Source organism: Rhodococcus sp. SB1D, from assembly GCF_048573875.1.
Classification (GTDB): domain Bacteria; phylum Actinomycetota; class Actinomycetes; order Mycobacteriales; family Mycobacteriaceae; genus Rhodococcus_F; species Rhodococcus_F qingshengii.
Genome location: NZ_JBMAIQ010000003.1, coordinates 177430 through 201172 on the forward strand (window position 1 = coordinate 177430; position 23743 = coordinate 201172).

Below are 23743 nucleotides of genomic sequence, written 5' to 3' on the forward strand. Positions count from 1 at the left end.
GTCATTTTTCCTTCGTGTTGGAGCTGGAAATTCGTGCAGCAAACAGATTCAGTACGTTTGCAGTTATTCGTTCGGTGAACGGATCGTGATGGATCAGCCCGTTCACCCATTCGGTGGAACCTGCGTTGAACACGGAGCCGAGACCTCGCTTGTGACAGGCGACCATTCCCGATCCGTATTCGAGATCACGAAGGTGATCTGGAGGCTCACTGCCATAGAAGCATTCGATGATTCCCTGCACTTCGGCGAAAGGCGCACCGATCGGAACTTTCCCGTTCCATTTGTCCCGCGAACCCGAAACTGCCGGCGCCATCGCGATGATCTCCAGATCCTCGGGAGCGCCGTCGACGCCGGTCGCATACGGCTGGCCCTTCCGGAACGTGAAATCCACGCCGTCCATCTCGAATCCGGCAACACAGATCGGGGCGATCCCGAAGTTGTCTCCGTAGTACAGGTCGGTTCCGTTCAACGCCCAATGATCCGGCCGGTATACCGTGAAACCGCCCGAAGACCTGGGAGTTGTTGCACCGTAACGATTGTAGACACCGGCCATGCCGGTCAATCCCATCGTCCACGCTCCCGGTCGGGCAACCTCGGGCGAATCCCACGCCGTCGTCACCCGGGTCGGGTCGACTTCTCGCATCGGATCGTCGAACGGATTCTTGTAACAGACTTGTGCGTCGTTTTCGAGGCGTACCTGCCACAGGAAGTTCCCGCCGAATCGCGCCAGACCACCACCCTCTTCGACGAAATCATCTATGCGGTCACGCATCTCCCAGGACCAGTACTCGTCGTGACCGACAACAACTGCGCATGAATATCCCTGCAGCGCCGACGGATCGTTATGCAGATCGTGTTGTGTCACGTGGTGGACGCGGAACCCCTGCTCTTCCGCCCAGACCGTGAACGGCCTCTCGTAAGTGGCCCAGAAGGCGTCCGCATGGTGACGCGAGTAGCCGTTCACCCACGCCCATTCGTACGGCGGGTGACGGGGTATCCATCCGATTCCCGGTGTGTCGGTGTGGATGTTGCGTGCTGCGCCCTCGGGTTTGCGCAACATCCCCCGCGCGACGGGACGCTGCGTCGAGGAAATCGGTGTCGGCACATCGCCGGAGCCGTCCGGAACACCTCGGTAGTGGTTTGCCCCACCCCAGTCGTTGTAGGCCAACATCGTGCTGGTGGTGTGAATGAGTACGAAGTCGGCATGCTCGGGTTCGCGCGCCTTGACGACGAAGAAGCCCTCCCGCTCAATAGTCACCCCTTCGTGGAGCATCCGGACCAGAACCAAGTACATGCCGGACGTCCACTTCGGATCTATCTCGACGGCAAGGGATTCCGACCAGTCGCAGCCCACTGCGTACGCGTCGGCAGGCGTCTGCTGCTGCTTGCCCGGCAGACCGACGTATTGCGCGACCTGTTGCGGCCGGGCGCCGTCTCGAACAATTTCGAGGTCGTATTCTTCTGCGGTGGTATGCACTCGGATCGAGACGGTGTCACCACCGAAGTACGAGAACCTGTCCGCATAGACCCATATCTCGGGAGCGCCCGGAACAATTCCGGGACGTTCGACCAACCCTCCGGGGACCGACCATGCGTATTCGCTCATGCCGACAACTCCTCGACCGAGTGTTCACGTACGCGCATCCCGCGTCCCACGCCGAATGCGAAAGCCAACAGCAATGGCACTGCCAACAAGAAGTTTTGCGCGGTGGTCAACCCGGTCAGGTCACTCATGTTCATCAAGAGGTATCCGAGCGCGACGATCAACGCCACTGCAGCGAGCGAGGGTGCAATCAACCTCTGCCACAGACCTTCACCGCGAGAATCCTGCGAGAAGAACCTGAGCACGGCGACGGAAGTGAGAACCTGCAACACCAGCACACCGATGATCGTTGGTGTATTCGTCCACACGACTACTTGGGTGTACGGGTCTGCGGGCGTCAGCGCAAAGCCGGCGATTGCCGCGAATACCAGTGCGCCTTGTGTGATTCCGGCGACGCTCGGCGTTCCAGTGGTCGGCGAAACCCGTGCAAGCGCGGCAGGAAAGACTCTCGCGCGCCCCATGGTGAGCAGATAGCGACTGCAAGCATTGTGGAGGGCAAGGCAACCCGCGAAGAAGCTCGTGACGATCAACAGATGCATCACGTCGGTCATCATGGAGCCGGCAAATTCATTGTTGAGATCGAAGATCAGCTCGGACGGGTCACCGCCGAGTAGGTCGCCCATCCGACTCGGGCCGACGGCCTGCACGATCACCCAAGCACAGAATGCGTAGACCACAGCCAGAACAGTGACTGCTGTGTAGGTCGCACGCGACACTGTGCGTTTGGAATCGACAACTTCCTCGCTGTAGATCGCCGTTTGCTCGAAACCGACGAAGGAGGTGAAGGTCAACACGAAGACGCTCGCCAGTCCGGCTGTCATGAAGGTCGACGGCGAAAAACTGTCGAGCGACAGTCCTTCGTGGCCGCCTTTCAACAGAACCGCCACACAGAAGACTGCGAGGACGCCGAGCTCGAGCGCCATCAAAACGGCCAGCACCTTCGCGCCGATATCGACCCTGCGATATCCCACCACCACGACCAGAACTGCGACCGCCAATGCGCAGGTGTAGACGGAAACGGTTACTCCCAAGAACAACTCGATCGTCGACGAGAGAAAGATGCCGCAAGCGACGACGAATCCGATCTGGCCACCGAGATAGCCGATGTAAGCCAGCACAGAGGCGCCTGCGCCGACTGTTTTTCCGAGCCCTTCGGTGATGTAGGCGTAGAACGCGCCCGCGCCGCGGATATGCCTGCTCATCGCCGTGAAGCCGACGGCGAACAGTAGATAGACGATCCCGGGAACGACGTACCCCACCGGAAGCGCAGCGCCGGAAACCATCAGGCCCAGTGGCGCGAATCCCACCAGGATCGTCAGTGGCGCCGCTGCGGCGATGACGAAGAAGACCAGATGACGGCTGTTGATAGTTCCGGCGCGCAGGCCCGAGGATGACGTGGGAGAACCGGATTCAGAATGCGTTCCTGCACCGGGAGGGTCGGTTTTTTCGGTCATGGGGAGGCTCCGCGAGTTAAGGCAAGTATGCGCCTGCCTGGTCAGGTTTCCCGAGGTTCGCCCGAATTTCTCTCGACGTTCGCCCGGTGTTCCTAAGAGAGTGCCGAATCGTTTCATCAGTGTCAATACCTGCGCTGAAACGATTCGACGTTTTGTTTTGAGGTGCCCCTCACCGGTGCACGCAACATGCCGAAACGATTGATCGATAGGCTGGAGACAAACCGACCAACGAGTAGAAACGATCCGCAGTGGCTACCCCTGTTTCGCCGACGCTTCGTGATGTCGCCAACGCCGCCGGCGTCGCGGTGTCCACGGTCTCCTATGCACTCAACGGCAAGGGCCGGGTCGACGCGGCCACTCGCGCTCGGGTTCAAGAGGTTGCCGACCGCCTTGGATACCGTGCCAATCGGTCGGCCCAGAATCTCAGGTCAGGCCGGACTGCCACCCTCGGGTTGATGCTCCCCGCTCCCGACCAACTGTCATCGGCCGAGTACCTCAATTTCGACTGGTACGGGCGCGTGGCGACCGCCGCGACCCAGGCTGCATTCCACGCCGATCACTCACTCCTCCTACTGCCGTCGATGAAAGATCCGAACGGACTGCGGCGCATCGAGATGGACGGCGTACTGGTCGTCGACCCGATGGTCGACGACCCGCGCGTCGAAGTTCTGCAGAAGATCGGAATCCCCTCTGTCGCAGTGGGTCCTGGACAATCCGGGCAGTTCGGATACTCCACCTCACCGGACCTCGTCTCCACCACGGAGACTCTTCTGAACCACCTCGCCGAACGTGGCGCAAGGGACATTTTCGTCCTCACTCCCGGAATGCATTCGGAGTGGACCCGCGCAACGACTTTCGCTTACTTCGAGTGGTGCCGCGCCCGAGGCGTGGCACCACGCACCAGCGAGGAATTGACGTCGTTTCCGGGCGCCAGCACCGTCGGAGGCCTCATCGGGGCCGCGTATGCGGCCACCCGCGAGGCCCTCGACTCCTCGACTCCGCCTGACGCGATCCTGTCGTTGATTCTCGGTTGCGCCCCGGCAGCGGCGCGAGCGGCCCTCGATCTCGGGCTGTCGATTCCGGGTGACGTCTTGATTGCACAGGACAGTGACGAACCCGCCCTGCTGGTTTCCCAGCCCCCGATCACTGCCTTCGACTTCTTCCCCCAAGAACAGGCGGCAGCGGCCGTAGATGCACTGTTGGCTCTGGTCAACGGTGACGAACCCCCAGTTCAGAGCTATACGCGTAGCGAACTCCGCGTGCGAGCGAGCACGGCCCATTCGCTCACACCATAAATTCACCTGGCACCGATAGACTGATTTCCGAATTATCGTCCGTCGCCTGCCGAGAGGAATCAGGTCATCGCGCACCGCTCCCGCGACCGCTTGGCCGGGTATCTCGCCGTAGTGCTGGTCTGTGCACTCGCCCTCCTCGCATCTGTCAGCAGTGCGACCGGCCTCGACCGCGACGTCGCTCCGGTCCGCATCGCCTACGCCGCGGCCGCAGACACTTTCGGCGATCTGTATCTTCCAGAAGGATCGGACGGTGACCTGCCGGTCGTCGTACTCATTCACGGCGGTGGATGGGCCCAGAAGAGCAATCTCGAATACGCGGGCGCGTGGGCAAAAACCCTGACCCCGTACGGAATTGCGGTCTGGAACATCGAATACAGACGCGTCGGCGGTCAGGGTGGTTGGCCGACCACGCTCTCCGATACCGTTACGGCCACCAACGCTCTGGCCGGCATCGTTCAGGAAAAGGCCTCCGGGCGACTGGATTTGAGCCGTGTACACATCGCCGGCTACTCCGCGGGTGGACAACTTGCCGCCTGGGTCGCATCGCGATCCCAACAGGGTGCAGACGCCCCGGAACCAAACCTCTCGGTGCCGGTTCGCTCGACGACGATCATGGCCGGCGTCTTCGACATGACGCTCGCCGCAACCGCGGGCAAAGATCGATTTGTTCGAAATCTTCTGGGCGGCATGCCTACCGATCATCCCGATCGCTACCGCATCGCATCACCGATCGAGCACCTCCCCACCGGCCTCCCCGTCACGGTGATCCACGGACTCGGAGACAAGGTCGTGTCGGTCGAACAGAGTCGGCGCTATGCCCGTGCCGCCCGAGCAGCAGGCGACGTGGTCGATCTGATCGAACTTCCCGGCGTCGGCCACGGCGAGTTCGGCAACCCGACGACCGACGCCTGGGCTACCACCAAGCAAGCAATAATCGGCCACATAAATGCCTCTTGAGCAGGTAATACGGGCCACAGTGCTCTCAGCCGCTCGAAATAGAATTAGCTGAAACTCAATCGATGACGTACGGTGGGGTTATCAGAGGGCAGCCGTCAGTCAGGCAGCCGGTCGCTTCGCCCGGAACAACAGTTCCAGTATTCGTTCCAGGGGCAGACTTCCAGTTCGGTGCAAATCCGCGCCTTTGATCACTACGCACTTTCATCAGTCCCGCAGATTGTTGACCAGGCCGAAGGCTCCGACGGAGTCCGCCGCCAATCGCGTACCGACTGCACCAGTATCAACATGCGCTACACACCGCACGGGCCCAAAGACCCTGCGGTTCAAAGGAATACCTTGATCAACACCATGATTCACCCCGACGACACGAACAACCAGACGAACAGCAACTCGACGAACGGTCTACGGATCCCGACTACTTCGGGCCGGATCCGCGAGCGCGGTATCGAAATCGTCTGCACCCTCTACCGTTGCAGCACCGACGAAGCCGCCGAGCTGTTGCTCCGACATTCTCAGACCAACAACCTCAAGGTCACCAGCCTGATCAAAGCGCTTGTCGCCCTGATCGACGAAGACACGTCCGGCACTGGTTACGGAAGCAGTAACACGCTGGCGTCTCACTTCTGGCTGCGTGAGATCAGAAATCTCAGCCAGGCCCACCGACGCAGCGATCATTTTCATCGCCATCTCGTCGGCGCGTAACCGGCGCTGAACGACAACTGACCTGAAACGACAGCTGGGGCAGTACACGGAAATCGTGTACTGCCCCAGCTGTCGTGTTTTCAGTTGTCAGGCGGAAGCCGACTCTCGGCAGTCAGGCGGAAGCCGACTCTCGGCAATCAGGCGGAAGCCGATTCCTTGTTCAGTCCCTGCTGAGCACTGTCGGTATCGGTCGCCTCGTCCACGTGCTGCGGAGCGAAGAGCAGGCACACGATGCTCAGGATGCACATGCCGATCAGCAGTGCGATGACCGGCCAGATGCTGCCGGTTGCCTTGTACATCAGCGTCGACACCAGCGGTGACAGTCCGCCGAAGATAGCGCCTGCACCTTGGTACGCCAACGAGATGCTCGTGTAGCGGGCCTGCGGCTTGAACATCTGTGACAGAACAGCGGCGATCGGACCGTACGTGGCCGCCAGCACCAGTCGCATGACAGCGAAGGTCAGGAAGATCAGGAACACTGATCCGGATTTCAGCACCAGGAACTGCGGCGCTGCGAGAATCGCGACTGCCGCAAGGCCCCAGATGACGACGCGGACGCGTCCCACCTTGTCGCCGAGCCACGCCACGCCGAGAGTCGCGATCAATTCGACCACTGCAGCGACACTGAGCGCGTTGAGAATCAACGTCTCCGACAATCCGACATCGGGGTCGGTTGCGTATGCCGTGATGAAGGTCGTCACGAGGTAGTAGCCGCCGACTGCGACGGGCAGAATGCCGATGCCCAGGATGATCGGGCGCCAGTTGGTCACCAGCGCGTACTTGAGCGGGAGCATTTCCGGTACGTCCGCGGACTTCACCTCGGATTCGAAAACCGGGGACTCTTCGACCTTCAGGCGAACGACCAAGCCGACGAGGATCAGCAGCGCCGAGCAGAGGAACGGCAGACGCCAAGCCCACTCGCGCAGAGCGTCGTCGCCGAAGGTGGAGAGAATGCTGAAGAAACCTGTGGCCAGGAGCGCGCCGGCCGGGTTGCCCAGCTGAGCGAAACCGCCGTAGAAGGTCTTCTTGTCCTCGGGTGCATGCTCGACGGCCATTAGGACCGCGCCGCCCCATTCGCCGCCGACGGCAAAGCCCTGGACGAAGCGGAGCAGTACCAGCAGTAACGGCGCCCAGAACCCGATCGACGCGTAAGTGGGCAACATGCCGATGAGGAACGTGCCTGCACCCATCAGCGTCAAAGTCACAACCAATGCGGTGCGTCGGCCCATCTTGTCACCGACATGGCCGAACACGATTCCGCCGAGCGGGCGAGCGAAGAAACCGACGGCGTATGTCGCGAACGCCGCCGCAACGCCGGTCAGGCGGTCGGTTCCGGGTGGGAAGAAGATGTCACCGAACACCAGGGCGGCTGCCGTGGCATACACGTAGAAGTCGTACCACTCGATAGTTGTACCGACGAAGGCTGCAAATCCCGCCTTGCGGGCCTTCACGATCTGTTGCTCTCGGTTCATTACTTTTCCTCGGTGGTCGAAGTGCTCGACAATAGGTGGTTATGACCTGAATGTGCGAGTTCGCCGTCGATCCAGGTCTCTCGGACCTCGATCTGCGCAATCGCGTCGGCCGGAACCTCGAGGGGATCCGCGCCCAGAATGACGAAGTCGGCCCGCTTGCCGACCGAGATGCTGCCCAGCTCTGCTTCGCGGCCCAGCGCACGCGCACCGTTGAGGGTGTGAGCCTGCAATGCCTGGTCGGCGGTGATGCGGAGTGCATCGGAGCCGAGCTGATGGCCCTGACGCGTCACACGAGTAACGGCTGCCTGAATTGCTTCGAGCGGCTTCGGCTCTGCGACGGGGGCGTCGGAGCTGATGGTCACGGGAACTTCGGCAGCGATGAACTCGCCGAGCGGGTTGAACCGCTCGCCCGGAGTGCCGATCGCAGCGGTCACGCCCTCACCCCAGTTGTAGTAGTGCTGTGGCTGGTTCACCGGGTAGACACCGGCCAGGTTCATCCTTGCGATCTGCTCGGCCGTCGGGAGTCCGCAATGCTCGATGCGGTGACGAGCGTCGGCGTCGGGGTGAGCCTTCTGCGCAGCTTCGATGGCATCGAGCACCATGTCGATGGCGGTCGGTGACTGAGCGTGCGTGGCGGTCTGCAGACCCACCGAATGTGCCTTGGCAATCAGCTCCGAGTAGTCCGCCGGCTCGTGGTAGAGCTGCCCGGTGCGGCACGGGTCGCCCACGTAGCCGTCGGGGAAGTATGCGGTCCAGCCGCCGAGTGTGCCGTCGGCGTAGAACTTGATGCCCCCGAACGCGAGCCGCGAATTGCCGAAGGCGCCGTGCATTCCCGTGTCGATGACGTGATCGAGGAGGTGGCTGAGCATGTACATGCTGACGCGGGTCTTGAGCTGATCCTGCTCGGCCAGACGCAGGTACATGTCGAATTCACGCCGGGTCACCTGGCAGTCACCGATGGTGGTGACGCCACCGGCCAGGAACTTGTCCTGAGCGACCGACAGCTGGCGAAGGTGCTCTTCCGGCTCGTCCTCGAGATGGAAGTTGGGGCCGTGATGGCCGACCTTCACTCCGTTGACGCCGGTGAGAATGTTGCACGCGGCGTCGGAGAGCTCACCGGTGAGTTCGCCGTCTTCATCTCGGAAGAACTCGCCACCGGCCGGATTCTCGGTGCTCGCGTCGATACCGTGCTTGTCGAAAGTGAAGGAGTTGACGACGCCGCCGTGACCGCTCGCGTTCATGAGGTAGACCTCGCGATCGGTGGCCACCTGATCGAGCTCTTCCTTGAGCGGGTGACGCCCTTCGATCAGGTTGCGGTGCTCGTAGCCGTATCCGCGAATCGGGACGCCCGCAGGTGCTGTGAGCGCCGCTTCCTGAAGTAGCGCAATGATTCCGGGGATGGAATGTGCCTTCTCCGGCCCACAGTCCACCCAGCTGAGCATCTGCCCGTACATCAACGGGTGTGCATGTGGATCGACGAAGCCGGGGACGACGGTGGCGCCGTCGAGTTCGACCACCGCGGTTGTGCGAGTGCTCAGCCGACGCGCCTCGGTGCGGCATTCCTCGAGCGTTCCCACCGCTGCAAATCGGTTTCCGAACACCAGGAACGCTTCGGCTCCCACCGTGCTGTCGTCAACGGTGTGGATCTTGGCGCCGGTGAAGATCGTGCCGGTGGCGTCGAGAGGCGAGGCTTCGTGCGTGTGCAACTTGCGCATGGTGGTCCTTCGTCGAGATGGTGGTGCAGGTCACTGCGTGTTGAGCGAAAACTACGCCCTGACCTGGAGCTATGCAATGCATCAAAGTTTCAGACCAGGCGGTATGCAACTTTTTTGTATGAGTTCTTGAGCATTTCTGCACTTATCCACATCATCCATGGCCACATGCGACTGTTCTAATAGGAAGCTCATACAGAAAAATCTCTGGAAAAGTTGGGGCAACCATGACGGTCGATCTCGATTCCAAGCTCATTGCCGCACTTCAGCGCAACGGGCGAGCGACGTACCGCGAACTGTCCGTGGCGGTCGACGCCCCACGAGCGGCGGTGTCCACCAGAGTGCAGGCGCTACTCGACTCGGGAACGGTGTCCGTAGTGGCCGTCGCGCACCCCGAACTTCTCGGGCTGAAGGCGCTTGCACACGTCTCGATCGCAGTGTCCGGACCGATGACCCCGGTACTGGACGCGTTGATCGCATCCGAGGCCGCCGTCTACATCTCGGCAGTCAGCGGGCAGTACAACGTGATTGCGGAACTTCGGGTGCCCAGTCACGACGATCTGTACCGTGCCATCGCCGAACTCCGCTCACAACGTGGCGTTCGATCCGTGAGCACGCTGGTCTACGTCGACGTCATCAAGGGAATCTTCATGCCCGAGACCGCTTTACAAGCCGATATCCGACTCGACTCGACAGATGTCGCGTTGATCGAACTGCTCGAGCGCAACGGGCGCATGCCATTTCTCGAGCTGGCCGAACACACCGGCCTGTCGCCGAGCGCCGTGCGCAACCGGGTCAATCATCTGATCGCGAGCACGGCACTGCGCGTCGGCGCTGTCGTCAAGCGGCGAGGTGGTGGCCGAACGCTGGCGATGGGCATCGGCGTCAATCTGGGCTCACGGGACGACAACGCGGTATCGGAGATCGAGTCGCTGCCCGGAATCGAATTCCTCGCCCGGACCCTCGGACGATACGACGTGATCGCGACGGTCGCCGCCAACTCGTCCAACGACCTCCATGCCCTGTCCGAGCGAATCCGGGGCATCGACGGTGTCAGCGGCTTGGAATCGTGGGCGCATCTCGAGGTCTTCAAGGAGCACTACGCCCGCAGCCTGGACGTACGCGGATAATTCCCAAGTCATTGACCCACTTGGTCGGGCACGCTAACCTTGATCAAGTCATTGACCCACTTATCCGAGGTGACATACATGGCCGATTCCGGACGCAAGGTAGACATCGTCGCTGCGGCGATCGAGGAGGCGATATCGACCGGCCGATGGCCCGTCGGATCGAAACTCCCGCCGGAGACCGCATTGGTCGAGGAATTGGGAGTCGCCCGAAACACCATGCGCGAAGCGGTACGGGCGCTTGCACACGCCGGAGTTCTGTCCGTACGCCACGGTGGCGGCGTGTACGTCATGGCGGCGTCGCCGGTCGAAGGATTACTCGGGCGCCGGCTCGCCAGAGGTGACGTTCTCGACGTACTGAGCCTGCGACGCGGACTCGAGGTCGAAGCCGCGCGACTTGCAGCGCAGCGCCACACCCCCGAAGATCTCGCGCGGATACATGCAGCCTGGAATGCCCACCCCGGTCACGTCGGCGGCTTCACTGTCGAAGCCGGCATGGCCTTGCACCTTTCGATCGTCGAGGCGTCCCACAATTCCGCACTGATCGACGTCTACCGGGGAGTCCTTGCCGCCGTGACGGATTCGCTGTCCGCCGTCAGTGTCGGTCCAGGTTTCCACGTCGACGAGCACCGACCCTTGATCGCTGCCATCGAGGAACGCAACCCCGGCGAAGCAGCGCGTGCGGCAGGCGCAGCGCTCGATACGGTCATCGACGCAGTCGAAAGGAGCTTGTCGTGAATCGGGGAAACTGGAACGGTGCGGCATATTCCCCTCTTGCCGAACAACTCTCACCTGCATCGACAGAGGCGCTGCGCTCGATCGGGCACGTGAGCACGGCGTACGACGTCTGCGCCGGAACGGGGAACTTTACGCTCCCGGCGGCCCAGTCCGGGATCGCGGTCCACGCACTCGACCTCTCCGCCAGCCAGCTGGAGGTCGCGCGCGAACGCTGGATTCCTCGCCCCGGAACTACCGAACCCACTTTCACGATCGGCGATGCACAGTCTCTGCCGTGGTCGGATTCGAGCGCCGACGCCTGTGTCAGCATCTTCGGGATCATCTTCTGTCCCAACCCTGCGATCGCCCTCGCAGAGATGATGCGGGTGACCCGCCCGGGTGGAAGCATTTGTGTCGCAACATGGTCGGAGAACGGGTGGGCAGCAGCACTCCGAAGGGAGGCCGCCTCTGCGTGGAATGGCATCACACCACTACCGACGACATGGTCGAGCCCGAGCGAATTCGAGAAGGCAGCAGCTGGATTGGAGTCGGTGAGCTCGGCCTCGCACCTGCTCGAGTGGCAACTACCAGCCGGTTCGGATCCCGTCGAGGAACTGTGCGACCAGGCGCCGGCGTTGAAGAACTTTCGCGAGGCGGTTCGAGGCGCAGGGAATTGGGCTTCGATGTCAGCGCACCTCCGCTCGACGCTCGCACCCTGTCTCAGGTCGAGCGCGGCCGGCCCCGTCGCCACCAGCGAATACGTCCTCCACACGGGCACTGTCCCGAACTCTGACACCGCGCTCTTCCGAACGCGCGGGTAACCCTCTTTGCCGGATACGGTCTCTTCACCGTCCACCGAACCGAAGAGGCCCGCTTGATGTCTGAATCGAACTCCCTACCTGAATTGAAGCAAGCATCGCAGCAAGCATCGAAACAAACCTTGTCCATGTCCGTCCTCATGACGCCGGACATGTCAAACTTCTCGGGCAACGTGCACGGCGGAACGATTCTGAAGTTTCTCGACCAGGTTGCCTATGCGTGCGCGAGTCGATATGCCCAGACCTACGTCGTGACTCTGTCGGTGGATCGTGTGGTGTTCCGCGAGCCGGTGCATGTCGGCGAACTCGTCACGTTCAGCGCTTCCGTCAATTACACCGGGCGCACCTCGATGGAAATCGGAATTCGAGTCGAAACCGAAGACATTCTTCTCGGAAAATCTCGCCACACCAATAGTTGCTATTTCACGATGGTGGCGATGGGAAGCGACGGGAAACCGGCTGAGGTACCCCAACTCCGGCCGACCGGAACAATCGCCAGGCAGCGATTCGAGGCCGGGCGACGGCGTCGTGAACTGCGCAGAGAGAACGAGCTTCGTGAACAGTCCATCCGGGCCGCAGTTCGGGACTTAACGCCCGAACACGATGACTGAATCCAGTCATATTTAAGTTATAACCTTATGCATTAAGCTGATCGAGTGACTTCGAAGGCACGGGAAAAGTATGACGTTGTGATTGTCGGCGCGAGCATCGCGGGATGCGCGGCCGCCATCATGTACGCCCAGCAAGGTCTGCGGATAGCGCTTCTCGACGCTCGCTCCGACATCCGGGCGCACAAAGTCCTGTGCACTCACCACCTGCAACCGTGCGGTGCCCCGATCTTGCAACGACTCGGCGCCACGGAAAAACTGCTCGCCCTGGGAATGGTGGAAACCGTTCCGACATTCTGGACCCCTTGGGGAGTGATCACCCCTGACGCGGCAGAGAACTCACCGCCACCTGGGTTCAACGTCCGAAGGGAAACTCTCGACCCCCTACTGCGCCAACTCGCGAACGACTACCCGAACGTCGACCTTCTTCTCGGGTATCGCGTTTCCGGACTGCTGACCGAGAACGGCACTACTGCAGGCGTCTACGGCACCGAACAGGGTTCGGTCTTCACTGTCGAAGCACGATTGACCGTCGGAGCGGACGGCAAGGATTCGACCGTCGCACGATCCGCTCGTTGCGACTCCGTGACTGCATCCAACGGGCGTTTCAGCTATTTCGCCCAACTCTCCGGACTCGAACGACCCGGCGGAGAAACGTCCTTGTCGTGGTTCATGGATCCCGACGTCGCCTATCTGCTCCCCAACGACGGCGGAATCAGCGTGCTGGTCGTCTTCCCTGCCCTCGACAAGCTCGGCTCGTTCGCTGACGACCTGTCTACTGCTTTCCTCGAGTACGCCAACGCATTACCCGGCGCTCCGCTTGTTCGGCGAGAGCACATCGTCGGGAAGATCGTTGGTACCAAACACTTCTCCACAACCCTCACCGAACCCGTAGGTAACGGGTTCGCACTCATCGGCGACGCTGCGGCAACCAACGACCCGTTGTGGGGTATCGGATGCTCGTGGGCACTCGAGACCGCTCAGATGCTGGTCGATGCGACCGTGCACATGCTGACGGAGACGCCGGCAGACACACTCGACTCACATCGGAACGTGAACGCTGCATTGACCGAATACCGTAGCGCCAGAGCGAGTATGACGAATCACATCGACTACATGAGTGGTTACGCCGGTGGGCGAAAGTTCACCGCGATCGAACGTCTGCTCATCTCCGCGGCCACCCACGACCACGACGAAGCCCGAAGGTTCTACTTGTTCGGTTCCCGGTTGATACCGGCCGAACAGTATCTCTCGACTCGCTCGGTCGCGCGGGCAGCACAAAAACATCTCAGGCACCGTCTGCGTCGTAGATCTGTGGCCGGGACGTAATCTGACAAGCGTTTTTTCGGCGCCGGCAACGGGGAACCCTCCGATCGCAACCGAGCCGGAGGAGCGACCATGCGTGCACACATCGCCATTCCGAGTGAATCGACTTGTCACAGGTACGTAGTCGCCGTCGCCAGCTCCACCTTCGCCGAATCGGTCATCTGGTGCGACGGCCCCGCGTTCGACGCAGTACTCGTTCTGGGCAGCGAGATTCCGCAGCACAGTGGCCACCGAGCCGTACTCGCCTGGAATCACTACTTCGGGTGGGCGCTCGGCGTGGAAACCACACCGGATGCGTCGTTCGCCGTTGTCGAATGCCTCGGTATCGGGAGAATGCCGGATCCTGAACTGTGCGCCGACCGCGCTGTCGAGTTGATTGCCCAGGCGGGTAGTTAAGGAACTCGTCGCGCGGCGCACAATCCGGCGGGCATAAGATCGAGCGCGAGTTTCGCACGCCCGACGAAAGAGAGCCCGACATGGACCCGCTGAACAGGCCTGCCGGTCAGCTGGCTCTCGAGAACGAACCGGACGGCAGGGCGACTTTGCGGGCGCGTCAGACGCCCCGCAGTGAGCGTCGCAAGATCGGGAAAGGCCTGCGCAAGCGAGTGGCGCGATCGTCGCTCGGCGACTGGACGCCCCCATCCGATCGACGTGACCCGGTCGATCAGGTCAACACGGCACACGAGGGAAGACTCGACTGGTTGGTTCCGATCCGTGTGGGGCGAATGGTCGCTTCGCCATACGGATTCCTGCGCGGTACCGCCGGATTGATGGCAGAGGACATGGCGCAGCTGCCGTCCACCGGCATCACTCCCGTCATCTGTGGAGATGCGCACGTCGGAAACTTCGGGTTCTACGGATCTCCGGAACGCGAACTTGTCATAGACCTCAACGATTTCGACGAAGCACATCCCGGCCCCTGGGAATGGGATCTACGAAGGCTGGCTGCGAGCATCTGGGTGGCCGGTCGGCAGAACGGTCTCACCGAAGCTCAATGCGAAACAGCAACAACCTCGTGTGTGTCCGCGTATCGCCTCCACTTGGCGAAGCTCTCCGAGCGTCCGCTGTTCGATCGCTCCTTCGACCGGGTCGATCTCGACGGACTCACCGACCACGTCACCGATCCTGGGTTGCTGGCCGAGATCAGGCGCGCCGCGGAGCGCGCCCGGCGGCGTACGAGTGACCATGCGGTGCCGCGGTTCACCGTCGAGGATCACGGACGGCGCCAGTTGGTCGAGAACCCGCCGCTCACAACACGACTCACGCCACAGGACACCGACTTCCTCCTGGAGGGTCTGGACGAGTATCTCGAAACCCTTGCACCACACTGGCGCCGAGTCGTCTCGGGATACAACGTCATCGACGTCGCGCACCGGGTTGTCGGAGTCGGGAGTGTCGCTCTGCGCGCCTATGTGGCCCTGTGCGAAGGGAGCATCCCGGACGACGTCATCTTCTTGCAGCTCAAGCAGGCTCGCCGATCCGTCGTTGCACCCTTCGTGCACGGTGACTCGGCCTGGCACGACCACCAAGGACGACGCGTCGCGGAATACCAGCAGGCTCTCCAGACAGTCAGCGATCCACTGCTCGGGTGGTGCACCGTGGACGACCGCCAGTACTACGTCCGTCAGTTCCGGAACATGAAAGGTTCTGTGGACCTGAACAATATCGATGCAGCAGCCTTGACCGACTATGTCGCGATCTGCGGTCGCCTACTGGCCAAGGGACACGCACGAACCAGTGGCGCGTCACTGATTTCCGGTTACCTGGGAACCTCGGACACGGTCGACACCGCCCTCACCCGGTTTGCTCGGCTCTACGCCGATCAGACCGAGCGTGACCACGACGCTCTGTGCCGGGCGGTGTCGGCCGGCACGATCGCCGCGGAGCCGGGAATCTGATCCCTCACGCCGCGACAATCCTGCCCTGCTCGAACTTCACTCCACCCCAGATTCCGGTCTGACCAGTGGCAGAGGCGAATTCACGACACGAAGCCACAATCGGGCACCTGTTGCACACGTCGGTCGCGTAGTCGTATCCCTCGGACGGAAAGGGAAACCACCGGTCCGGCTCGGGGTCTCCTCGGCATTCCGCCTGCCACCACGTCCGGTCGTCCGAGATCGGCAAAAGCTCAGCTAAATTGGAGATTTCGTCAGCGCACATCACTGGCTCCCTTCGACTGTCACGTCCGACTCAATTCGCGCCAGATCTTCTGCTGCACTTTCTCGATGCGCCGAGGTGCCTTCGGCTCCCACAGCAGCCGCATACCGGCCTCGGCCGGAGTGCGATCCGCCTTGCGCTGATTGCAGGAACTGCAGCACGCCACCAGATTTCCCCACGTGTTGGGCCCGTTACGGCTCCGCGGCTGGACATGGTCGATGGTCGTTGCCCGGGCGGCGCAGTACGCACATTGACGACCGTCCCGGTCGAAGACACCGGCAAAAGTGGCCCGACTGGAATCGGTGACCGTCACCCGGTGAGCAACGTACACGTACTCGGCGAGCAGGATCGTCCTCGGCAGTGGGATTTCGACGTGCTTGGAGCGCACCGGAAATATCGGGGTCACGTCTTCGGTGGACTGCGCGGAGCCGGTGGCGATCAGGACGACCGCACGATCGGCGCTCACTTCACCGAGGTACTCGTACGTGGCGTTGAGTACCCGGACGGGGCGGTTCATCCAACTGTGAGCAAGTGCGCGGTTCGGGTTCCGCATGAGAGTTCTCAGTTCGTGTCGAGGAGTGAAACTCCTGGACACGAAGACGGGTCAGGAGCAAATGCAAGAAATGGGGAACGGCATATATCCAGCGCCGCTCTGTTCCCCGAATGCGGGATGGGAAATACCGCGGGGTGAGTGCCCGCGCAGGTGCAACGCTTGCTTCCAGTCGCGCATGCCTGTCCCCTTCCACTTCTTGTTCTCGTCACCGGCGATTGCCGGCGCTCATCATCACACGGAAGGCATCCTCAGCGATATCGATTTATCAGGCCGGAAGAGCCGTCCTGGAAATACCGCGGTTTGACGCCGGAACACGCGGCTTGATCGAATGAGCCATGACTTCGTCGTACATCGACCTACGCTCGGACACCGTCACCAAGCCTGATGCGGAGATGCGGAAGGCGATGGCCGACGCCGAGGTCGGTGACGACGTCCTCGATCACGACCCGACCATGGCGGCGCTCGAGGAAGAGGTGGCGCACACTCTGGGTTTACCGGCGGCACTGTGGGTGCCGAGCGGATCGATGGGCAACCTGATTGCGCTGATGCTGCACCTTCACCGCGGCGATCAGTTCCTGGCACCGGAACACTCTCACGTCTTGGGCTCCGAATTGGGCACCGCTGCCTGGCTCGCCCAGGGAATGCCGATGGCGTTGCCGCACGACGGCGGACCCGGACGTCCCACCCCCGAGACTGTCGTGAAGGCGGCGGGCTCCCCCGGCCCGTACTTCGCGTTGAACACCACGCTGCTCTGTCTCGAGAACACTCATAACTTCGCCGGCGGTGCCGTCATGAATCCGACCGAATGGACGAAGCTGGTCGACGCAGCGCGATCACGCGGCTTGAAGATTCACCTCGACGGCGCCCGTCTCTGGAATGCCGCTGTTGCACTCGATGTTTCGCCCACCGAATTGACTTCCGGCGCCGATACCGTTCAGGTGTGCCTGAGTAAGGGACTCGGTGCGCCGGTCGGCTCGATACTCGCCGCATCACCCGAATTGATCACCGAAGCCCGAAGGATCCGCAAGATGCTCGGCGGCGGCGTTCGTCAGGGCGGAGTGCTGGCCGCAGCCGGCATCGTCGCGTTGCGCTCACAAGCTCGCCTCTCCGACGATCACGACAACGCGCAGCGCCTCGCGTCGGGGCTTCGTGAACGCGGTTGGGCCGTCGACGAACCTGCCACCAACATCGTTCTGGCCGCGACAGCCGATCCGTCGGTCACCGTTGCTCAGCTCGCCGCTGTCGATGTCGGCGCGGTCACCGTTGCCGGGAAGGTTCGGTTCGTGACACATCGCGACGTGAGCACTGCCGACATCGACGCGGTTCTGTCCAGAGTAACCTTCTGAACTACGCCACCAGGGGTTGAACCTCCTGCGCGACAAAGCGAATGAACTCGCGGACATCCGGCTCGTCAACAGTCGGTTGGAGTGCCACGGTGGTTGCACCTGCTGCAACCCATCGCCGTGTTGCTGCCGCGACTTCGGCCGCGTTGCCCACGGCAATCGCATCCTCCGGCGACTCGCTATCGGACGCTGCGGCCTCGGCAAGGGCGCGCTCACGACCGCCGGAACCGAAAGCACAGATGACGTAGACGACGACCTCGTGATCCGACGCCCCGATGTGAGCGATCGCCCGACGCACGCCGTCCGGGGTCGTCCCACCCGAGAGCACTGTGCCCTGCGCCAACTCGCCACTGAGCGCCAAAGTCTTTGGCCCCGTGGCGCCGACGAGCAACTGCGGCACCGTCTCCGGTGGCCACGCCAGCGTGACGTCCGTGAGATTCACGTATCGACCGGACACCGTCACCGACTCACCGCCCAGTAGCCGCTCGACTGCTCCGAACTGCTCCCGCAGGAGGGTCAACGGCGATTCGGCTTTGGCCCCGATCTGCCGCATCCAACTCTGAACGCCGTGACCGAAGCCAACCCGTAGTCGATCCGGATGAACTCTGGCCAGCGCTGAAATCTCCATCGCCGTGATCGCGGTGTTGCGCATCGGGGTCGGCAGCACACCGATCGCCACACCCACACGATCGGTCTCAGCCAATACAGTTGCAGCAGTGGCTATTCCTCCGCCGAAGAAGCAGTCTTCCCACAACCAGACCTCGTCGATACCGACTTCGTCTGCATACCTGGCATGTCGAACCAGATCTTCCGGAGATTGCTCCGGGCGCACGACGACGGCAATCCGTGCGGCGCTCATGCCGTCACCAGAAACGCGGCGATCTCGTCGGCGGTTCGACGGCCCTGTTCGCGGCCGAGTTCGGCTGCGGGGCGCCTGGTTGTCGGTGAAAGCGAGTTCGTTCCGATCGCTTCGACGACGGCGTCGTCGGCGAAGACAGGCAGCACGGGCAAGGGCGTCATCACGTCGATTTCCTCTCGTAGACTGCCGCCCAGAAGATTCGGGGCGGGGTCGGCTGCGGGTGAAAGAACCACGACCACATCGCAGTCGGCAGCCAGATGAACATTCGAGCCACTCGCCATTCCGCCGTCCATGTACCGCTCGCCCTCGATCACGACTACCGGCCACACCCCTGGTACGGCGCAACTTGCTCCGACTGCGTCGATCAGTTCTACGCCGTCAGCGTTGCCGAACACCCTCAACTCACCGGTCTGTGCGTTGATCGCCGGGATGCGCAACTCCCGGTCGGGCCACAACCGATTGGGCAGCCTCGCCTCGATGACCGCGCGACGCACGGCAGGTTCGACGGTATCGGCTCTCATCGCTGCTTCGCCGAGCAAACGGAGCTGCTCGGCCCGGTCCTGCGATCCTGCGATCGCGTCGACGAACATCTGACCGAGTACCTCGACATCGACCTTCGGGTCGATTTCGCCGGTCGCCTCCGCTGTTTGTGCGTCGAAAAGCTCTTGCAGTGTCACGCCGCTCGCTATCTGAGCGCTCACCGTGGAACCTGCGGAAGTGCCGATCAACACGTCCGCCGTCAGCAGCGCAGCGGCAGTGTCCGGTGATTTGTCCTGAAGGCCCAACAGAAAACCTGTTTCCCAGGCGATTCCCGCAACGCCGCCACCGGCAAGTACCAACCCCAATTTCACGCCGTCCACCTCTCGTCGATCGTGATCCGTGCCCGAAGTCGACGTTAGACCTACTCTGAAGTGATGTTCATGCGCAGCGCAAAGACATTTGTTCCCGACGCACTCCGTGGTTTGATCGCATCCACCGACGACATCGCGTGGAATCCCGACCCTGGGTACCTCACACGCGCAAGGCCACTTCCCCGCGGACGGGTCGCGCTCGTCTCCGGCGGCGGTTCAGGCCACGAACCCATGCACGCCGGATTCATCGGCGAAGGAATGCTCACAGCCGTCTGCCCCGGATTGGTCTTCAGCTCACCCAATGCACTTCAGATCCACGAGGGGTCCAAGGCTGCCGACGCCGGCGGCGGCGTCCTTCACATCGTGAAGAACTACACCGGCGACGTGATGAACTTCGGTATCGCCCGAGAGTTGCTACGCGAGGACAAGATCGATACGGACGTCGTCCTGGTCGACGACGACGTCGCGACCGAACGCGCAGACGGCAGTGGCCCGGGGCGACGCGGTACTGCGGCAACCATCGTGGTGGAGAAGGTCTGCGGCGCATCCGCCGCCCGCGGCGACGACCTGGCCGAGGTGACCCGGATCGGACAACACGTCGCGCACTCCGCTCGGAGCATGGCCGTCGCCCTTCGCCCATGCACTTTGCCGGGGGCTGACGAGCCGTCGTTCGACTTGCCGGCGGGTCAGATGGAACTCGGTATCGGCATCCACGGCGAACGCGGCACAGAACGCGTGGACGCCCTGCCCGCACCGGAATTGGTGCGGCGGCTGACGGACCCGATCATCAAGTCCCTGAGTCTCGCCGAAGGCGACCGCGTCATCGCCGTCGTCAACGGTCTCGGCGCCACCCACCCGCTGGAGTTGCAACTTCTGTTCGCCGAACTCGGAGATTATCTGGACGAACAGGGAATTCACATCGAACGGACCCTGATCGGAACCTTCGTCACTGCATTGAACATGGCAGGCGCGTCCATCACCCTTGTTCGCACAGACAAAGAAATCCTCGAATTATGGGACGCACCAACAAAAGCGCCCGCCTGGCCGAATGCTATAGCGCGTGAGTACACCGGCATGGGCACGCGCGAATCTTTCGGTCCCACATTCACACCCGACACCTCACGCACCGCCGAAAGCAGCTTCGTCGGAAGCTGGATTGCGGACTGGGCCGAGAAGGTACTGGATCAGGAACCGGCACTGACCGATCTCGACCGACGAGCGGGCGACGGCGATTTCGGGACAAACATGGTGGCCGCACTGGATCAACTCGACATCTCGGCGATCCGTGACACGTACTCCACCGCAACGATATTCGATGCAGTCTCACAGGCGTACCTCGGCCACGCCGGTGGCACCTCCGGCGCATTGTTCGGCATCTGGTTCCGGCATTTCTTCCGCGTTGCCGCAGACTCGGCGGACTCCGAACTCGACCTCGGCGCGATCGCGGCTGCAGCGCGAGCGGGACTCGACAACATCACCTCGCTCGGCGGCGCACGCGTCGGCGACAAGACGATGGTCGACGCGATAGTTCCGGCGGTCGAGTCGTTGGAGCAATCCGTGAGCTCGGAAGCCGATCGAGATGCTGCGCTGGCGAGCGCAGCGGAAGCCGCAGCGGCCGGGGCGGAGTCGACCGAAACCATGCTCGCGAACCGCGGACGTGCAAGTTATGTGGGCGAAGCCGCTCGCGGAGTAGTCGATCCGGGAGCGCTACTCATAGCGTGGTTCTTCGCCAGTGCAGTGGGTCACTAGCGAGCACTTCGGGGCTGTGACTAATCTGGCAGCCACAGCACATCGTTTGTGACGACCCGTGGGCAAAAGCACCGGTCTCACACACCACACAGGAGCAGCCCATGCTGAGCACCATGCAAGACGCCCCCCTCTCCATTGCTCAACTTCTCCGCCACGGTGCCTCCGTTCACGGCGCCTCCGAGGTTGTCACGTGGACCGAGTCCGGCCCGCGCCGTGTGTCCTACGCTGACGTCGGCAAGCGCTGTGCTCAGCTCGCGCACGCCCTGCGCGGGCTCGGCGTCGAGGGCGACGAGCGAGTCGCCACGTTCATGTGGAACAACTCCGAGCACCTCGAGGCGTACCTGGCGATCCCCTCGATGGGCGCTGTGCTCCACACCCTGAACATTCGTCTGTTCCCCGAGCAGTTGATCCATGTCGCCAATCACGCCGAGGACCGCGTGATCATCGTCGACCCGTCCCTGATTCCGCTTCTCTCTCCGCAGCTTCCGTCGCTGACCACCGTCAAACACATCGTCGTCACCGGCTCCTCCACTGCAGGACTCGAAGCTCCCGAGGGAGTGCAGGTTCACACCTACGAGGGCTTGATCGCCGATCAGCCCACCGAGTTCGACTGGCCCGAGGTCGACGAACTGAGCGCTGCCGCAATGTGTTACACGTCCGGCACCACGGGTGACCCCAAGGGCGTCGTCTACTCCCACCGTTCGATCTACCTGCACTCCATGCAGGTCTGCATGAGCGACGGCCCCAACCTCGCGCAGGGCGATCGTGCACTCGCCGTGGTGCCTCAGTTCCACGCCATGTCGTGGGGACTTCCCTACGCCGCATTCATGATCGGTGCTTCGCTGATCATGCCCGACCGCTTCCTCCAGCCTGCCCCGTTGGCTGCGATCATCGCCAGCGAGAAGCCGACGTTCGCCGCAGCCGTCCCCACCATCTGGCAGGGCCTGCACCTCTACCTCGAGCAGAACCCGCAGGACATCTCCTCGATGCGCGAGGTTCTGATCGGTGGGTCCGCGGTACCGCCCGCCCTCATGCACGCATTCGAAGCCGACCACAACGTCTCCGTCCTGCACGCCTGGGGCATGACCGAAACCTCCCCACTCGGATCCGTCGCCCGCCCGCCGGCCGGTGTCACCGGCGACGCGATGTGGAAGTACCGCTACTCTCAGGGCCGCTTCCCGGCATCCGTCGAGGCACGTCTCATCGACGATGACGGCAAAGTTGTTGCACACGACGGCGTTTCCGTCGGCGAGCTCGAAGTGCGCGGCCCCTGGATCACCGGGTCGTACTACGGCGTCGATGCGGAAGACAAGTTCAACGACGGCTGGCTCAAGACCGGTGACGTCGGATCCATCACGGCCGACGGCTTCCTGAGCCTGTCCGACCGCTCCAAGGACATCATCAAGTCCGGCGGCGAATGGATCTCCTCGGTCGACCTCGAGAACGCCGTCATGGGTCACCCTGACGTCACCGAAGCTGCCGTCATCGGCGTGCCGGACGAGAAGTGGGACGAGCGCCCGTTGGTTGCGGTTGTTCTTCGCGCTGGTTCCGAAACCACCATGTCCGAACTGCAACAGTACCTTTCGGACAAGGTTGCCAAGTGGCAGCTGCCCGAGAACTGGGCCGTGGTCCAGGAAGTCCCGAAGACGAGCGTCGGCAAGTTCGACAAGAAACGCCTTCGCGCCGACTACCACGAGGGCGGACTCGAAGTTACGCGACTCTGACACCGAGTGAATGCCGAAGTATGAATACTGAAGGTGGGCAACAGGTTTTCACCTGTTGCCCACCTTCGTTCACGAGCGATGCACTTTACGGCCGATAGCCGACCGTGTGAAAAGCGATATCGACGTACTTCTCCGCCAATTGCGACGGTGACATCGGACCGCCGGTCTGGAACCAACGCGGCAGTGACTGCGCCATACCGAGTATTGCCCGGACGGTCTCTTCGGTATCGGTGACCGCGAAATCTCCCGATGCCACACCGTCGTCGACGATCCTGCGCATCAGCAACTCGAGCCGCTTACGACTGGCGGCGTATCGACTTCGGCTTTCCGGTGAGACATGCCGAATCTCGGTGTCCAACGCAGCATGCCGCGACCGGTGGGTCATATAGAGAACTATCGCCTCCACCACCAAGGCGAAGCGTCGTACCGGATTTTCGCCGGCCTCCGCTTCTGCCGCTTCGGTTCTGGTATTCAGCTCACTCATCGAGACCTCGAACAAAGCGACGAGAATTGCCTCTTTGTTCGCGTGGTGATAGTAGAGCGCGGGAACGGTTACCCCGACATGATTGGCAATCTGGCGCACCGTCGTGCCGTGGTAACCATTCTCGTCGAACAGCTCGAGCGAAGCCATCAGGATGTCGGTCATCACCAGCGGCGGGAAGGACCTCCAGTCCACTGCCACCGAGCTCACCGACTCCACCTCGCCAGTCATGTGA

General features: G+C 62.2%; 22 protein-coding genes. 13 read left to right on the forward strand and 9 right to left on the reverse strand.

The features are described from left to right. Nucleotide 1 precedes the first annotated feature (1 nt). Nucleotides 2–1606, reverse strand: a complete 1605-nt coding sequence (locus ACN50D_RS09615) for a N,N-dimethylformamidase beta subunit family domain-containing protein (RefSeq protein ID WP_211921700.1) — start codon at nt 1604–1606, stop codon at nt 2–4. Beyond that, nucleotides 1603–3057, reverse strand: coding sequence for an APC family permease (locus ACN50D_RS09620; RefSeq protein WP_065351557.1), 1455 nt, complete (start codon nt 3055–3057; stop codon nt 1603–1605). Before ACN50D_RS09620 ends, ACN50D_RS09615 begins: the two co-directional genes overlap by 4 nt. A gap of 248 nt (nt 3058–3305) precedes the next feature. Here ACN50D_RS09620 and ACN50D_RS09625 point away from each other — a divergent pair, with 248 nt between their 5' ends. The 3 genes from ACN50D_RS09625 to ACN50D_RS09635 all read left to right on the forward strand — a co-directional run bounded on the left by ACN50D_RS09625 (nt 3306) and on the right by ACN50D_RS09635 (nt 6011). Further along, complete coding sequence (locus ACN50D_RS09625; protein ID WP_007730477.1) at nt 3306–4352, forward strand: LacI family DNA-binding transcriptional regulator; 1047 nt, start codon at nt 3306–3308, stop codon at nt 4350–4352. A gap of 90 nt (nt 4353–4442) precedes the next feature. Next, on the forward strand, nt 4443–5309 hold the full coding sequence (locus ACN50D_RS09630) for an alpha/beta hydrolase family protein (RefSeq protein ID WP_030536126.1): 867 nt from the start codon (nt 4443–4445) through the stop codon (nt 5307–5309). Nucleotides 5310–5645: 336 nt separating this feature from the next. Then, entirely contained in the window at nt 5646–6011 is a 366-nt protein-coding gene (locus tag ACN50D_RS09635; RefSeq protein WP_007730475.1) for a hypothetical protein, read from the forward strand. A 137-nt stretch (nt 6012–6148) separates the two neighbouring features. Here ACN50D_RS09635 and ACN50D_RS09640 read toward each other — a convergent pair whose 3' ends face one another. Beyond that, nucleotides 6149–7483: an MFS transporter gene (locus ACN50D_RS09640; protein ID WP_050656991.1), complete on the reverse strand. Its 1335-nt coding sequence runs from the start codon at nt 7481–7483 to the stop codon at nt 6149–6151. After that, the gene (locus ACN50D_RS09645; protein WP_030536127.1) at nt 7483–9198 is read right to left on the reverse strand and encodes an amidohydrolase; all 1716 of its coding nucleotides are present in this window, start codon (nt 9196–9198) and stop codon (nt 7483–7485) included. The genes ACN50D_RS09640 and ACN50D_RS09645 overlap by 1 nt, the downstream gene beginning before the upstream one ends. A 224-nt stretch (nt 9199–9422) precedes the next feature. On the opposite strand from ACN50D_RS09645, the gene ACN50D_RS09650 reads away from it, so the two are divergent. The 7 genes from ACN50D_RS09650 (at nt 9423) to ACN50D_RS09680 (ending at nt 15689) form a co-directional block, all read left to right on the forward strand. Then, nucleotides 9423–10325 (forward strand): Lrp/AsnC family transcriptional regulator, encoded by a 903-nt coding sequence (locus ACN50D_RS09650; protein ID WP_042921480.1) that lies wholly within the window; start codon nt 9423–9425, stop codon nt 10323–10325. Between the two features lie 78 nt (nt 10326–10403). Then, nucleotides 10404–11060 carry a FadR/GntR family transcriptional regulator gene (locus ACN50D_RS09655; RefSeq protein WP_125052245.1) on the forward strand — a complete coding sequence of 219 codons (657 nt, stop codon included), beginning with the start codon at nt 10404–10406 and terminating at the stop codon, nt 11058–11060. After that, the gene (locus tag ACN50D_RS09660) at nt 11057–11860 is read left to right on the forward strand and encodes a class I SAM-dependent methyltransferase (protein ID WP_030536129.1); all 804 of its coding nucleotides are present in this window, start codon (nt 11057–11059) and stop codon (nt 11858–11860) included. Before ACN50D_RS09655 ends, ACN50D_RS09660 begins: the two co-directional genes overlap by 4 nt. A 125-nt stretch (nt 11861–11985) precedes the next feature. Further along, the gene (locus tag ACN50D_RS09665) at nt 11986–12468 is read left to right on the forward strand and encodes an acyl-CoA thioesterase (RefSeq protein WP_030536130.1); all 483 of its coding nucleotides are present in this window, start codon (nt 11986–11988) and stop codon (nt 12466–12468) included. 45 nt (nt 12469–12513) lie between these two features. Continuing rightward, nucleotides 12514–13794 carry an NAD(P)/FAD-dependent oxidoreductase gene (locus tag ACN50D_RS09670; RefSeq protein ID WP_241199061.1) on the forward strand — a complete coding sequence of 427 codons (1281 nt, stop codon included), beginning with the start codon at nt 12514–12516 and terminating at the stop codon, nt 13792–13794. 69 nt (nt 13795–13863) lie between these two features. Continuing rightward, nucleotides 13864–14187, forward strand: coding sequence for a DUF6292 family protein (locus ACN50D_RS09675; protein ID WP_003942947.1), 324 nt, complete (start codon nt 13864–13866; stop codon nt 14185–14187). 80 nt (nt 14188–14267) lie between these two features. Then, nucleotides 14268–15689: a DUF2252 domain-containing protein gene (locus tag ACN50D_RS09680; RefSeq protein WP_030536132.1), complete on the forward strand. Its 1422-nt coding sequence runs from the start codon at nt 14268–14270 to the stop codon at nt 15687–15689. Nucleotides 15690–15693: 4 nt separating this feature from the next. Here ACN50D_RS09680 and ACN50D_RS09685 read toward each other — a convergent pair whose 3' ends face one another. Together ACN50D_RS09685 and ACN50D_RS09690 are read right to left on the reverse strand one after the other, a co-directional pair. Beyond that, a complete protein-coding gene (locus ACN50D_RS09685) occupies nt 15694–15951 on the reverse strand; it encodes a WhiB family transcriptional regulator (protein WP_007730463.1) in 258 nt (85 codons plus the stop codon). A gap of 19 nt (nt 15952–15970) precedes the next feature. Further along, nucleotides 15971–16501 (reverse strand): HNH endonuclease, encoded by a 531-nt coding sequence (locus ACN50D_RS09690; protein ID WP_125052251.1) that lies wholly within the window; start codon nt 16499–16501, stop codon nt 15971–15973. A 335-nt stretch (nt 16502–16836) separates the two neighbouring features. Between ACN50D_RS09690 and ACN50D_RS09695 the strand changes: the two genes are divergently transcribed. Continuing rightward, complete coding sequence (locus ACN50D_RS09695) at nt 16837–17847, forward strand: threonine aldolase family protein (RefSeq protein ID WP_007730456.1); 1011 nt, start codon at nt 16837–16839, stop codon at nt 17845–17847. Nucleotide 17848: 1 nt separating this feature from the next. Here ACN50D_RS09695 and ACN50D_RS09700 read toward each other — a convergent pair whose 3' ends face one another. Beyond that, the gene (locus ACN50D_RS09700) at nt 17849–18703 is read right to left on the reverse strand and encodes an LLM class flavin-dependent oxidoreductase (protein WP_054186995.1); all 855 of its coding nucleotides are present in this window, start codon (nt 18701–18703) and stop codon (nt 17849–17851) included. Then, nucleotides 18700–19563 carry a patatin-like phospholipase family protein gene (locus ACN50D_RS09705; RefSeq protein ID WP_047269365.1) on the reverse strand — a complete coding sequence of 288 codons (864 nt, stop codon included), beginning with the start codon at nt 19561–19563 and terminating at the stop codon, nt 18700–18702. The genes ACN50D_RS09700 and ACN50D_RS09705 overlap by 4 nt, the downstream gene beginning before the upstream one ends. Nucleotides 19564–19617: 54 nt before the next feature. On the opposite strand from ACN50D_RS09705, the gene ACN50D_RS09710 reads away from it, so the two are divergent. After that, nucleotides 19618–21303: a dihydroxyacetone kinase family protein gene (locus ACN50D_RS09710; protein ID WP_039973156.1), complete on the forward strand. Its 1686-nt coding sequence runs from the start codon at nt 19618–19620 to the stop codon at nt 21301–21303. 101 nt (nt 21304–21404) lie between these two features. After that, on the forward strand, nt 21405–23027 hold the full coding sequence (locus tag ACN50D_RS09715) for a long-chain fatty acid--CoA ligase (RefSeq protein WP_003943212.1): 1623 nt from the start codon (nt 21405–21407) through the stop codon (nt 23025–23027). 85 nt (nt 23028–23112) lie between these two features. Here ACN50D_RS09715 and ACN50D_RS09720 read toward each other — a convergent pair whose 3' ends face one another. Further along, the gene (locus tag ACN50D_RS09720; RefSeq protein WP_065455052.1) at nt 23113–23739 is read right to left on the reverse strand and encodes a TetR/AcrR family transcriptional regulator; all 627 of its coding nucleotides are present in this window, start codon (nt 23737–23739) and stop codon (nt 23113–23115) included. Nucleotides 23740–23743: the final 4 nt, after the last annotated feature.